General features: G+C 65.2%; 11 protein-coding genes. 6 read left to right on the top strand and 5 right to left on the bottom strand.

What is annotated here, in order from left to right; all coding sequences use genetic code 11:
* Positions 1-128: 128 nt before the first annotated feature.
* Positions 129-389: a hypothetical protein gene (locus ACSQ3N_RS14260; RefSeq protein ID WP_436146625.1), complete on the bottom strand. Its 261-nt coding sequence runs from the start codon at positions 387-389 to the stop codon at positions 129-131.
* 824 nt (positions 390-1,213) lie between these two features.
* Here ACSQ3N_RS14260 and ACSQ3N_RS14265 point away from each other — a divergent pair.
* From ACSQ3N_RS14265 to ACSQ3N_RS14285, 5 genes are all read left to right on the top strand, one after another.
* Positions 1,214-2,578 carry a diguanylate cyclase domain-containing protein gene (locus tag ACSQ3N_RS14265; protein WP_436146626.1) on the top strand — a complete coding sequence of 455 codons (1,365 nt, stop codon included), beginning with the start codon at positions 1,214-1,216 and terminating at the stop codon, positions 2,576-2,578.
* Positions 2,579-2,850: 272 nt separating this feature from the next.
* Positions 2,851-3,318 (top strand): CopD family protein, encoded by a 468-nt coding sequence (locus ACSQ3N_RS14270; protein ID WP_056165759.1) that lies wholly within the window; start codon positions 2,851-2,853, stop codon positions 3,316-3,318.
* Between the two features lie 475 nt (positions 3,319-3,793).
* On the top strand, positions 3,794-5,623 hold the full coding sequence (locus tag ACSQ3N_RS14275) for an ABC transporter ATP-binding protein (RefSeq protein WP_056165755.1): 1,830 nt from the start codon (positions 3,794-3,796) through the stop codon (positions 5,621-5,623).
* Between the two features lie 237 nt (positions 5,624-5,860).
* On the top strand, positions 5,861-6,355 hold the full coding sequence (locus tag ACSQ3N_RS14280; RefSeq protein ID WP_056165750.1) for a hypothetical protein: 495 nt from the start codon (positions 5,861-5,863) through the stop codon (positions 6,353-6,355).
* A gap of 211 nt (positions 6,356-6,566) precedes the next feature.
* On the top strand, positions 6,567-6,896 hold the full coding sequence (locus ACSQ3N_RS14285; RefSeq protein ID WP_056165747.1) for an EthD family reductase: 330 nt from the start codon (positions 6,567-6,569) through the stop codon (positions 6,894-6,896).
* A gap of 72 nt (positions 6,897-6,968) precedes the next feature.
* Here the strand turns inward: ACSQ3N_RS14285 and ACSQ3N_RS14290 are convergent, their stop codons facing one another.
* Positions 6,969-9,020, bottom strand: a complete 2,052-nt coding sequence (locus ACSQ3N_RS14290; protein ID WP_056165744.1) for a tetratricopeptide repeat protein — start codon at positions 9,018-9,020, stop codon at positions 6,969-6,971.
* 230 nt (positions 9,021-9,250) lie between these two features.
* On the opposite strand from ACSQ3N_RS14290, the gene ACSQ3N_RS14295 reads away from it, so the two are divergent.
* Positions 9,251-9,556, top strand: a complete 306-nt coding sequence (locus ACSQ3N_RS14295) for a helix-turn-helix domain-containing protein (protein WP_436146627.1) — start codon at positions 9,251-9,253, stop codon at positions 9,554-9,556.
* A gap of 71 nt (positions 9,557-9,627) precedes the next feature.
* Here ACSQ3N_RS14295 and ACSQ3N_RS14300 read toward each other — a convergent pair whose 3' ends face one another.
* The 3 genes from ACSQ3N_RS14300 to ACSQ3N_RS14310 form a co-directional block, all read right to left on the bottom strand.
* Complete coding sequence (locus ACSQ3N_RS14300) at positions 9,628-10,620, bottom strand: Bug family tripartite tricarboxylate transporter substrate binding protein (protein WP_056165738.1); 993 nt, start codon at positions 10,618-10,620, stop codon at positions 9,628-9,630.
* An 86-nt stretch (positions 10,621-10,706) separates the two neighbouring features.
* Positions 10,707-11,723 carry an SMP-30/gluconolactonase/LRE family protein gene (locus ACSQ3N_RS14305; RefSeq protein ID WP_436147960.1) on the bottom strand — a complete coding sequence of 339 codons (1,017 nt, stop codon included), beginning with the start codon at positions 11,721-11,723 and terminating at the stop codon, positions 10,707-10,709.
* A 154-nt stretch (positions 11,724-11,877) separates the two neighbouring features.
* Positions 11,878-12,984, bottom strand: a complete 1,107-nt coding sequence (locus tag ACSQ3N_RS14310; RefSeq protein ID WP_436146628.1) for a lactonase family protein — start codon at positions 12,982-12,984, stop codon at positions 11,878-11,880.
* Between the last annotated feature and the right edge of the window lie 272 nt (positions 12,985-13,256).

Genomic DNA, 13,256 nt, shown 5'->3' on the forward strand with positions numbered 1-13,256 from the left:
CGATTTTTACTACGGATGCGTAGACTTCAGCGGTCATTTTATTTCAATCAATTAATAATCATGCATAAAAATATTTACCAAACCATTCACTACGTGGCAGGAAAATAAATCAATACTGCAAACAGCATTCAACATATGGACAACGAAACAAACCCAAGCAGGCCAATCAAGGTGGCCGGAATGACTTCTTTCAGAGTTTGAACATCACCGCGAGAGTAGACTCCATCGAAACAATAAAAACTTCGGTGCGTGAGACGAAAATATCGCCATGCGGCCGAACCAATGCCAATTGCCACCTTGGAAGTGAAAAACGATGAGGCTGCAAATAATTTGATCGATTCAGTACTGCCGCCATGGTGAGATTCACCCGGCCAACTGGCTGATGCCATGACTTAACCTGCGGCCGAAGCCGCCTGATCAAAGTTCAGTACTGAACACGCACTGCATAAACGCTGATTTCACGATGCATTGAGCCCTCACGGCTTTGCACTGCAGTTGTTGGTGGGCCTGCCCGGCGAGGGGGGCCTATCTACATCACACTTGGAATCTGTCCCCGAGCACGGGCACTGAACCCGCCAAGTCCTCTTTTCTATTTGCCCAATGCAAGGCTGTTGTGCGAGGCGGGCACATTCCAGATGGCATAGTCAACTCAGAATGCTTACGGTTGCGCAAGCGATTTACCAAAAAGTGACTGAACCGGCTGGGACGATTCAACAAGAAGGTGAATTATCTTTGTGGATGAAATCGTAAAATTTCAAAAAAATTCTTCCCACACAACAATCTGCCGATTGGAGCGATGGCAACAGGCATTTTTTTCAACAAGACATATTCCACCGAAATCTGCAGTGCTCACAACATATTGTTCCGACCCGTGCAAGTCAGAATTTCGCATCTGTGTGACCGGGCGCCGCGACCGTTTCCACTGAATTGCAGGCTGGTCTTGCTGCAAAAAACGAACGCCAGAAAGAGTGCTGCGCGGTGTTCCGCCTGCGGACAGAACCGCACACAGCGCGGGCCTGCTCTAAGGGCGCAACTCGCAGCACACAGGGGATGCGTCACGCCGCCCACCCCATGCAGCCCGGCACCAAGCGGCCCCCCATGGAAGCCGTCAAGCCAACGCGCGTCAGCGTGGCGTTTGCACACAGCGGGCGGCAACAGATGCGCGGCACTGCACAATGGGCTTTCTGCTTACGCCCGCGGATACGCACAGTCCATGCAAAGAATTTCTTCCGCGAACATCGTCGACCTGTTGCTGGACGCTGTCTGCGTCGTGCAGCCGGACAGCACCATTGTTTTCGTAAGCCCGGCGTTCGAACGCATCTTTGGCTACACGCCGGGTGAAGCCGTAGGACTGCGCATGCTGGACCTGGTGCACCCGGACGACCTGTCCAGCACACAGCAACAAGCGCAGCGGGTGATGGAGGGCCAGTTGCAGCTGCAGTTCGAAAACCGCTACCTGCGCAAGGACGGCACGGTGGCCCACATCCGCTGGACCGCGCGCTGGCTGCCCGACCGCAAGGTCCGTCTGGCTGTGGCGCACGACATCACCGAGCGCAAGTTCACCGAATCCATGCAGTCGGCCATCTACGAAATCTCCGAGGCAGCGCACGCCGCGCGCACTCTGGAGTCGCTGTTCCAGCGCATTCACGAGATCGTGGGCGCGCTGCTGCATGCAGCCCACTTTTCGGTGGCCTTGCACGACGCGGGTAGCGGCACGCTGAGCTTTCCGTACCACGCGCGCCCCGGCGACGGGTCTTTGCCGGGCGCTCCGGCGCTCGTGTCGGACGAGCAGATCCGGCTGTGTCGCGAAATCATTCACAGCGGCACCACACTGCTCATCACGCCCGAGACGACGCACCGCGTGCTGCCGCTACCGCAGGCCGCACCCGCCCCTGGCGCCCCGCTATATTGGCTGGCCGTGCCGCTGTCCACCCAGAACGGGGTGCTGGGCGCCCTGGTGCTGCAGAGCTACACGGAGCAAGGGCGGTACACCGACAAGGACAAAGAACTGCTGCAGTTCGTCTCCACCCAGGTGGCGGCCGCCATCGAGCGCAAGCAACTGCACGAGCGGCTGGAGCGCATGGCCCAGTACGACCAGCTCACGCAGTTGCCCAACCGCCAGCTGTTCCTGGACCGCCTGAGCACGGCGCTTGCCCGCGCGCGGCGGGAGGAGCGCCTGCTGTCGTTGCTGTTCATCGACCTGGACCGGTTCAAGGACGTGAACGACACCCTGGGCCATGCGATGGGAGACCTGCTGCTGCAGCAGGTCGCGCAGCGTCTGCAAAGTTGCGTGCGAAGCTCCGATACGGTGGCGCGGCTGGGCGGGGATGAATTCGTGGTGCTGCTGGAGTCTGGCCACGTGCGCGACCACGCGGCCTCGGTGGCAGGCAAGATTCTGGCTGCGTTCAGCGAAGCCTTCGAGGTGGGCGGGCACCGTCTGGCCGTGCAGCCCAGCATCGGCGTGTCGGTCTACCCAGAGCACGGAGCCGACGCGCACCACCTGTTGACCCACGCAGACGAGGCCATGTATTTGTCCAAAAAGCACGGCGGCAATCAGGTGCGCATGGCGGCGCCGTGAAGCCCGCTCGCCCTGTCTGACGCAGCACACCGCGTCTGCTCCACATCGACAGCCGGTCTGGGAGAAAGCGGCGAAAGCAGTCGCTGGGTACGTGACTGACAGGTGTGGTCAACGGGCACGCCGATGGTGTTTCAAGCCCTGCGCCCTGTGGCCCTACGCGCCGGAGGGTCGCCGCAACAGCGCTTCGCGGCACAATCCGTGCGCAAGGCCCGCCGCCGCAAAGCGACCTCGCTCGGATCCACCGCACACCAGGCAATTTCAAATACCCCACCATGCTCTACAACGCTCTGAAACTCGCCCACATTCTCTCCATCGTCGTGTGGATCGGCGGCATGGTCTTTGCCCATTTCTTTTTACGTCCCGCCGCCCAGTCGCTGGAGCCGCCGCAGCGCCTGCGCCTGATGCACGACGTGCTGCAGCGCTTTCTGGCCGCCGTGACGGTGGCTGTGGTGGTGGTGCTGGCCAGCGGGCTCTGGATGATCGGCCGGGTGGCCAAGCAGACGGTGCAATCTGGCGGCGCCTTTGCGATGCCGCTCGACTGGACAATCATGGCCACGCTGGGCATCGTGATGATGGCCATCTTCGGCCACATCCGCTTTGCACTGTTCAAGCGCCTGCAGCGCGCAGTGGCAGCATCGGACTGGCCCGCTGGCGGCCAGGCCATGGCCAGCATCCGCCAGTGGGTGGCCGTTAATCTGGCGCTGGGCGTGGTGATCGTGGTGGTCACCGTGCTGCTGTAGCGCGGCGGCCGGCCTGCGCGACCGCGCAAAATAATGCGCGCACAAAAACGGCGCCAGCGCTGGCAGCCCCTACGGTTCACCCATGCAATCCGCGGACAAGGCCTCTTCTGACACACCCCAGTACCGCAGGTCCTCTACCATCACGGGTTCACCACCTGTTTCCTACGTCTTTCAGTGTCGCCTAGTGCCGGCCGGGACAGACGCTTGGCGGGTCGCGCAGCCGACGCTGTCGTCGTTGCCGACTGTCCACAAGCGCTGAACGCCGCCAAGCCGCCGGGCCGCGGACCGCTCGGCAACCTGGTTGCCAGAGGGGGTTGGAGTGATTTCGGGCCGATGAACTCGGCCGTGGCTCGCGCGCCTGCTGCTTTGCACGGGCAAAAGTCCCAAGGGCGCGGTACACGCGTCCCGTCATTCCAGTCCAATCCAGTGCGATCACCCCCATAGACCTGGAACAGGTTCCAAGGAGCCTTGCTACGTGTTCAAGTATTTCGAAAGCCGCATTTCCCCTTATCCCCCTGCGGAACCCCATCTGCCGCCGAAGGACTTCATGGCCTTCGTCTGGGACGGCACCCGGGGCGTCCGCGGCTACGTGGTCGCGATGGCGGTCGTGTCCGCCGCGATTGCCGTGTTCGAGGCCCTGCTCTTCGCCGTGCTCGGGCATGTGGTCGACTGGCTCTCCACGGTGGCTCCAGCCGCTTTGTGGGCCGAGCGCAAGGGCGCCATCCTGGGCATTGTGGCCCTGCTGATGGGCACCTTGGTGCTGGTGTGCTTGCAGACCAGCCTCAAGCACCAGGTGCTGGCCATCAACTTTCCGCTGCGCCTGCGCTGGAACTTTCACCGCCTGATGCTCGGCCAGAGCATGGCGTTCTACGCCGACGAGTTTGCAGGCCGCATCACCACCAAGATCATGCAGACCGCACTGGCAGTGCGCGACATGATCTTCACGACCACCGATGTGGTGATCGGCATGGGTATCTACCTTGTCACCATCCTCGTGCTGCTGGCGGGTTTCGATGCGCGGTTGATCGTGCCCTTCGCCGTGTGGATCGTGGCCTACGGCTTGGCGTGCTGGTACTTCGTGCCGCGCCTTGGCAAGGTGGGCAAGGCGCAGGCCGATGCGCGCTCGGTGATGACCGGGCGCATCACCGACGCGTACACCAACATCGCCACCGTCAAGCTCTTCTCGCACACGCGGCGCGAGTCGGAATTTGCGCGGGCGGCGATGGATGCCTTCAAGCTCACGGGCTACGCGCAGATGCGTTTGGTGAGCCGCTTCGAGATCGTGAACCAGGCGCTGGTGGTGGGCATGATCCTGGGCGCCTGCGGCACCGCGCTGTGGCTCTGGACGCTGGGCGAGGTGGGCGCTGGCGCCGTCGCCGCCGTCATTGCCATGACGCTGCGTGTGTCCGGCCACGCCCATTGGGTGATGTGGGAGATGACCACGCTGTTCGAGAGTGTGGGCACGATCCAGGACGGCATCAACACGCTGACTAAGCCGCGCACCGTGGTGGATGCACCCGACGCGCAGCCCCTGCAGGTGACCCAAGGCGAGGTCCACTTCGACAATGTGAGCTTTGCCTACGGCAATGGCCGCCCCGTCATCGACCAGTTGCAGCTCACCATTCGGCCCGGCGAGAAGATCGGCCTCATCGGCCGCTCGGGCGCGGGCAAGTCCACCCTGGTCAACTTGCTGCTGCGCTTTCATGACGTGCGCTCGGGCCGGGTACTGATCGACGGGCAGGACATCGCACTCGTGACGCAAGACAGCCTGCGCCGCAACATCGGCATGGTCACGCAGGACACGTCGCTGCTGCACCGCTCGATGCGCGACAACATTTTGTATGGCCGCCCGGACGCGACCGAGGAAGACATGCACGCCGCAGCGCAGCGCGCCGAGGCCTCGGAGTTCATCGACAACCTGAACGATCTGCAGGGCCGATCCGGCTACGACGCCCAGGTGGGCGAGCGCGGTGTGAAGCTGTCGGGTGGACAGCGCCAGCGCGTGGCCATTGCGCGCGTGATGCTCAAGGACGCGCCCATCCTGCTGCTGGACGAAGCCACCAGCGCGCTCGACTCCGAAGTGGAAGCCGCCATCCAGCAAAGCCTGGACACCCTGATGGAGGGCAAGACCGTGATCGCCATTGCGCACCGTCTGTCCACCATCGCGGCCATGGACCGGCTCATCGTGCTGGATGCCGGCCGCATTGTCGAGGAAGGCACCCACGCGCAACTGCTGGCGCAAGGCGGCGTCTACGCACGGCTGTGGGGCCACCAGAGCGGCGGGTTCCTGGGCGAGGAGGAGTAGGCCCCTCAAGGCGCTGAGGGCCTCCCCCACCTGGGGGTCGCACCTGTGGCGCGGGAAAGTGCGATCCACGGGTGCGCTCGCGATGGGGCTTTTGAGATTGCCGCGCGCTGGTTGGCGCGGTGACCGGGTCATTCAGGCTTTCACCGCCCTCCTCCAGCAGCGTCGCGCCGGGGTTCGGCGTGTGGCGGCACAAGGCCACGCAGTGCTAGGCTCGCGGCATCCCCTTGTCAAAGCGCCATGCTCCAATCCCTGCTCCCCGTGTACTACGTGCAGCTCTCGCCGGCCGAGGTCAGCGTGCTCAATGTGAAGTCCAACGTGCGGGTCCGCGACCTGCCGGAGGTGGCGTTGTCTCCGGGCGCGACGCCGAGCGTCCTGGCGGTAGGCCGCGCAGCCAGGCAGGCTGCGGCGCAGTCGGGCGGGTCGTGGGCCAACCCGTTCGGGCATCCGCGGTCCCTGGTGTCCGACTTCGTGCTGGCGGAAGCGGTGCTCAAGCACTTCGTCATCCAGGCCGCTCCCGCTGGCTGGAAGCGCCTGATGACCCCGTCGCCGCGCATGGTGATCCACCCCCTCGGAGACCCGGAGGGCGGATACACCCAGGTGGAGATTCGTGCCTTGCGCGAGCTGGGGGTTGCGACGGGCGCCGCGCACGCCACCGTGTGGCAGGGCCGACCTTTGACCCGCGAAGAACTGCAGTCAGGCGCCTTTCCTGCCGAGGGTCGGGTGCTGTTGTAGCACCTGTTCGACGCCGCGCTTTTCCTTCGAAAGAGGCTGCGTGCACGCACCAAGAAGGTTTGGCGGCACCGAGCAATGCACTCCCATGACGCCCATCATCGGCCCCGTCGCCGTGCACTGTCGCGCAAGCGGCTGCAGACACGGGCTGCGCGCCCTTACCGTTCAAGCCGCAGGCGGCCATGGCGGCGGCCTTTGACGGGAGACACGCTGCATGATCAAGATCACAGCCCTGTACCGCTGGCGCGAGGGCGCCAGCTTCGACCACGACTACTACCACAGCGAGCATATGCTCATTGCCCGTGCGGCCCTGCAGCCGCTAGGCCTGGTGCGGCTGGAGAGCGATCGCGTGCTCTACCCCGGCGAGCCCCGCCCCGGGCAGGTGGTGGCACTGACCAACGCCTTCTTCAGCGACCTCGCACAGGCGCAAGCAGCAGCGCGCCAGACGGCCGCGGAGCTGACGGCGGACATCCCGAACTACACCAACATCACGCCCGAGTCCTACTTTGCGCAGATGCTGCAGCACGAGGTGTCGGCCGCTTGACGGCAATGCCTGGTCTGCCCGGTTGGCTTCGGCAGGCACCGGGAGGGGTTCCGCCGCGGTCATGGTGCCGGATCACCCGCGCTCTCGCACGGCCTTGAAGAGCAAACTCAGGCACACGGCCATGCCCAAGATGGGCACGGCCGCCAACACCGCCGCCACAGCGCGCGCAGGCACCGACCAGTCGAAATCGCGCGCGGTGCGCCAGGCACCGAAGGCTGCGACCAACCCCAGCGCCGCCATCGCCATCCGAAAACTCGCGCCAGGCTTCACGAACGCAATGAGCAACACCACATTGGCCACACCGATGGCCAGCGCCACATGGCCCAAGTGCAACGAAAAACCCGAAGTGGCGGCCGGGCTGTTTCGCCCTCGGCGGCCTGCGCTCCCCGGCAGCGCTTCGCTCTCGCCGTCGTCCAACGTGGCTGGAGGGCGCGGCCTGGCGGTAGAGGTAGCAGGTGCAGCGGGTGTATTGCGCGGACTCCCGGCGGTCTGTGCCGCGGCCTCGCCCGTGCGGCCCCACTCCGTGGCAGACAGGCCTGCTGCCGCAGTGGCCGCCAGGGGCTTGCCGGCTGACGGCAGAGGCGCCACAGGTGCAACAACCGCCACTGGTGCCAAAAGGCTCCGCTCCTTCAGCACTGCGCAGAGGCGTCCCGGCTCGCGCAGCGCGGCCACCAGGGCGCGCACGGGGCTCTGCTCTTCACGCCGGATACGCAGGTCGGCTACCTGCATGGTGGTGCCGCGCGTGTTGGCCAGCATGAACAGCGCCTTGGACATCAGCACGTCCTTGGCGCCTCCCTTTCCGCTCTCGATGAAGTTCCCCAGGTTGTAGGTGGCATCGGCATGGCCCGCCTCTGCCGCATGGGCGTACCAGGCACGGGCCTGGGCCAGGTTGACAGGTGCGCCATAGCGGCCGTGCTCGTCACTCGTCCCCAGGTGAAAGGCGGCATGGGGGTTGCCTTCGCGCGCATACCAGCCTGGCAGGTCGCGCAGCACGTTGCCGGTCCAGGCTACAGGTGCTGCTGGGCCAGGCGCAGGTGAGGCGGGCGCCATGGGCACGAGGCTCAGGCCGCCGGGCGATTCGGCCTCCTCCATTGCCCGCTGCTTTGTCTGCGCCCGTTGCCGTTGCTCTTGCGCGGCGGCGCTCCACTTCATGGCTTGCTGCGTGTCCACCGTGCCGCCCCAGCCCCGCTCGTGCATCACGGCCAGCAGGCGCTTGGCGGGCTCGTGGTCCCACTCGGCCGCGCGCTGGCACCAGTAGCGGGCGCTTTCGTAGTTGGGCTGCTCCCAGCCGATCACGGTATCCAGCGCATGCAGGAAGGCTGCGACCTCGTGGCCCTGGGCCGCAGCAGGCTGCAGGGCATCAGTGGCTTCGATGTGTTTGCGCGAGTACAGGGCCAATTGCTCGCTGCGGGCCACAGCGGCGTCCACCGCTTTGCGATCGTGGTCGATGATTTGCAGCAGTTGCTCGCCTGGCGCCGACTTCAGGCGCGCCATCAACACCTGTATGCGCGACTTGGCTTCGTCGGGAAACCGCTGGAAAAACGTCTGGGCATCCTGACGAGTTTCCGCATCGTGTGCGCCCATGAGCTGCAGCGCGGCTGCCAGGTCAAAGTGCCTGCGCTGGCCCATGGTGCCAAAGCGCAAGGCCCGGCCCAGCGCGTAGACGGCATGCGGGTTGCCCCGCGCAGCCCAGCGGCGGTACTCCGCCCAGGCTCCGGCATCGTCGCCAGCCTCGCGAAAGCGCGCCGCACGCCGCACCGGCAGATCCGGCTCTTCGGGCGCATCGCCGTTGGCCAAGTAATGCACACCGCTTTGCGGGTCATACAAGTTCAGACCCAACCGGACTGCCTGCTCCCAGCCATCGTCAAACGGCTGGCCCCAGTCCGAAGAGCGGGTGTTGATACCCACACCCCAGGTGGGATCGGTCAACTCCGGGCCACCGAGGTAGACGTCCCAGAACCCCGGAAACCGCTGCTCGACGGCCTGGGCCCAGGCTGCGAACTTAGGGTTCATGGGCAGCTGGGGAGCAGCCTCCGCACGCTCGTACTGCGCGTCCGCTTCGGCCTTGGTGGTGGGCCAAGGCCAATCCGCGGGCTTTTCCCAGATCTGGATGGTGTAACTCACGAATCCCTCCTCGGATGCCGCTGGGTGCGCGGCTTGTTGTCAGTGTTGACGCTCGTCAAGTGAGAATAATTCTAGGAGCTGCCCACGCCGACAGGCATCGCGGCCGTTCCTCTATCTTCTCCAATGACGCGCCTGCGCCACACCCATATGTCGGCGGGGTATTTTGACTAAAAATGGCCTCTGACGCGCCCCCCTGCAGCGCAAAAAGCTCTCATTTTCATAGCAAAACCATGCCCGAGATTCCACGCCCTGCCATCCCCATTGCCATGCCCATCCCCACCGGCGACCAGCTCAAGGCCAGCCGCACCGCCGCCGGCCTCAGCCAGGCCCAGGCCGCGGAACTGATGGGCTATCCACTGCAGACCGGCAGCCGGGGCGGCGTGCAGTCGCGCACCTGGCAGGCGCTCGAGAGCAATACCGATGAACGCAACATGCAGGGGCCCGCGTACGCCATGTTCTTGCTGCTGACGGGGCAGCACCCCGACTACGTGCTGGCCCCGCGCCCCGGCGCGGCCCCCTCTGTCGACGTTCCATAAAAAAAGCGGAATGGCCCGAAGACCATTCCGCAACCTACTTACAGGGAGATCACTGGAAAAAAGCTGGTGGCTCAGTCCACCTTGATATTGGCGGCCTTGATCACCTGGGCCCACTTGTCCACTTCGGCCTTCTGGAAGGTCGCGATCTGGGCGGTGGTCATGTCCGCAGGCTCCATGCCGAAGCCCTTCAGGCGCGTCTGCATGTCGGGCTGGGCCAGAATCTTGCGGATCTCGTCATGCAGGCGCGTGACGATGGGTGCCGGCGTGTTGGCCGGCACGAAAATGGCCTGCCACGACTGCACCTGAAAGTCCGCCAGGCCGTTCACGCCCGACTCTGCCACCGTGGGCACGTCGGGCATCGACGCCAGGCGCTTGGGCGAGGTCACCGCGATGGCGCGAAGCTTGCCGCTCTGGATGTGCGGGGCCGCGACCACGGTGGTGTCGAACATCATGTCGACCTGGCCGCTGATCACGTCCTGGATGGCCGGGCCGCTGCCCTTGTACGGGATGTGCGTGAATTTCACGCCCGACTTGAAGGCCAGCAATTCGACCGCCAGATGTTGCGAGCTGCCCGTACCGGCCGATGCCGATGACAGGCCGCCCTCCTTACCCTTGGCCGCAGCCAGCACGTCCTTGAGCGTCTTGTGCGGGCTGTTGGCAGACACCACCAGCACAACGGGATTAGTGCCGATCAGCGTGACCGGGCTGAACGACTTGATGGGGTCGTAGCCCAGCTTGGGGTAGAGGCTCACGTTGATGGCGTGCGAGCTCACGGTGCCGCCCAGCAGCGTGTAGCCGTCGGGCGCAGCACGGGCCGCGGCTTCGGAGCCGATGCTGCCAGCCGCGCCGCCCTTGTTCTCGACCACCACGGTGGTACCGAGGGCCGTGCCCAGCTGCTGGCCGATCAGGCGGCCCAGCGTGTCGGTGGTGCCGCCTGCGGCAAACGGCACGACGTAGCTGATGGTCTTGCCGGTGGGCCAGGTGCCCTGGGCCGCCGCCGGCAGGGCGGCGAGGCCCACAGCGGCGGCCAGAGCGGCCGTATGGATGAGGGTTCTGCGTTGCATGGAAAGTCTCCTGGTTTGTGGATGATGGGATGAAACGGGTGGAATGAGGGGGCTAGGCCCAGGGCCAGGCAGGCGCGCGATGGAGCCTAGACGGCGCCCCGCGTCTCCACGTACAGCGCGTAGACGGAATGGCTGCTGGCCATGAACAGGCGGTTCTTCTTGGGCCCGCCGAACACCAGGTTGGCGCAGCGCTCGGGCAGGCGGATGTGGCCGATGGGCTTGCCCGCGGGGTTGAACACCATCACGCCGTCGAGGTCGGCCGCACTGGCGCTGGGCGAGCCATTGCTGCCCCAGCCGCACCACAGGTTGCCGTCCTCGTCGCACTTGATGCCGTCGAGCGCGCCCGGTCCACCCGCGTCGATGTACACGCGCTTGTTGGCAAGGCGTGCGCCCGTGCCCACATCAAACGCCCAGACCAGACGGTTGGGTTGCGCGCGGCCTTCGACGATGTACAGGCGTTTTTCGTCGGGGGAGAAGCACAGGCCGTTGGGGCCGGCCAGGTCATTGAGCACCAGCTCGGTCTTGCCGCTGCTCGGGTCGATCCGGTAGACGGAATGCGGCAGCTCGGACGTGGCCTTGTCGCCCTCCCAATGGCCGCCGATGCCGAACGGCGGGTCGGTGAACCAGATGGAGCCGTCGCTCTTGCAGACGATGTCGTTGGGAGAGTTCAGGCGCTTGCCGTTGAAGCCGTCGGACAGCACGGTGATGCTGCCGTCGTATTCGGTGCGGGTCACGCGGCGCGTGAGGTGCTCGCATACCAGAAGGCGGCCCTGCCGGTCGCGCGCCAGGCCGTTCGAGAAATTGGCCGGGTGGCGGAACACGCCCGTCTGGCCCGTGGCCTCGTCCCAGCGGACGATGCGGTTGTTGGGGATGTCCGAGAACAGCAGGTAGCGGCCGTCGCCCACCCACACAGGGCCCTCCACCCAGCGAAAGCCGGTGGCGATCTGCTCCACGCTGCTGCTGAACAGGCGGTACTTGGCAAACGACGGGTCCAGCACCTGCACGGCCGGATCGGGGTAGCGCTGGTGGGGCTTGAAGTCGAAGGACTGGGCCTGTGCCAGGCCGCCGGTGCCCGCGGCGGTGGCTGCGATGGCGCCAGCCATGAAGGCACGGCGCGAGGCCGGCGCTGCGCTGGGGGCCTTTGAGGCAGTGGTATTGGAGGCCTGGTCGGTCGGTGGCTGCGGGCTCATGCGGCGGTGTCTCCTCGGGTTGTCATCGGGTTCGCTTCGGTGGCCAGTGCGTTGTCGGACGCCGGGCTCAGGGCAGGTCGACGATCTCGACCCAGTTGGGGTTCTTGCCCGCGGGCACGCGCGTGGGCGCACCGGGGATGCCCGTGGCGGGGTCGATGGGGTGCAGCGACACCTGGTGCGACTCCTGCCCTGCGGCAATGAGGAAACGGCCGGACGAGTCCACCGCAAAGCCGCGCGGCGACTTCTCGGTGGGCACCTGGCCCAGCGGCTGCAGCTGGCCGGTGGCCGCATCGACCCGGAAGCTGCTGAGCGTGCTGGAGGTGCGCTCGGACGCATACAGGGTGCGGCCATCGGGCGACAGGTGCAGGTCGGCCGCCCAGGGCTTGCCGGTAAAGCCCGTTGGCAGTGCACTGGCGCGCTGCACCGAGCGCAGGCCACCGCGCGCAGCGTCGTAGGCCATCACGTGTACGGCGGCGTCCAGTTCGTTCAGCACGTACATGAAGCGCTGGCCCTTGTCCCACACAAAGTGGCGCGGGCCCGATTTTTCAGGTGCCACCGTGGTGAGGGCGGGTTCGTTCGCAGAAAGCTTGCCGGTTTCGGCGTCGAAGCGCCAGGCCGACAGGTTGTCGCCGCCCAGGCTGGTGGCGAACACAAAGCGGTTGGTCGCATCGGCGTGAATGGCGTGCGCGTTCGGCGCCGTAGGGATGAGTTGCTGCACCGCCCCCACCGCGCCGTCCTTGCCAATGCTGTTGACCGTGATCTTGTGACCGGGGTACGAGGCCGCAAACAGCCAGCGCCCCGTGGCATCGGTGTCGATGTTGGCCATGCTGTCGGCCAGCGGGGCCTCGCCCAGCTTGCGCAGCTTGCCGCTGGCGGGCTCGATCGCCAGGCTCACCACGCGGAACGGCTGCGAGCGCAATGCAACGTACAGTACCTTCTTGTCCGGGCTTACGGCCATGGGCATGGCCATACCGCCGACTGCGGTGGTGTCCACCGGCTTGAGCGCCGCGGCGTTGCGGTCCAGTTCGAACACCGACACATCCTGGCTGTCGGCGTTGGAGACATACACCCAGGTGGCGGCCCACGCGACAGGCGTGGCGAGTGCGGTGCCTGCGGCAAGCGCCAGCTGTGCCAGTCGTGCGCCGCGGCGCGAAGTGCGAAGTGCTGCGATCATCCCTGTCCCCTTGGTTTTAAACGGCTGGAAAGTTGCCTCTGCGCTGGCTGATGACGGCCGCCGGCTCCGGCGCGTGGGTCAGCAGTCACCGCACAACGACGCCACAATGCCGGCCCTGCACGCGGATCGTGATATGTCGTCATACAACATGGGCGCCATTGTGTCTCGACTGATCACAGGCGTGGCAAAGGGATTACCCGAGGTTTTGAAAGAACCTCCAAGCCGCCTTTTCCCTATGAGAACACAGAGAATTCCTACCTAAAATATCAGTG

The organism is Acidovorax sp. LjRoot194 (assembly GCF_964253015.1).
GTDB lineage: Bacteria > Pseudomonadota > Gammaproteobacteria > Burkholderiales > Burkholderiaceae_C > Acidovorax.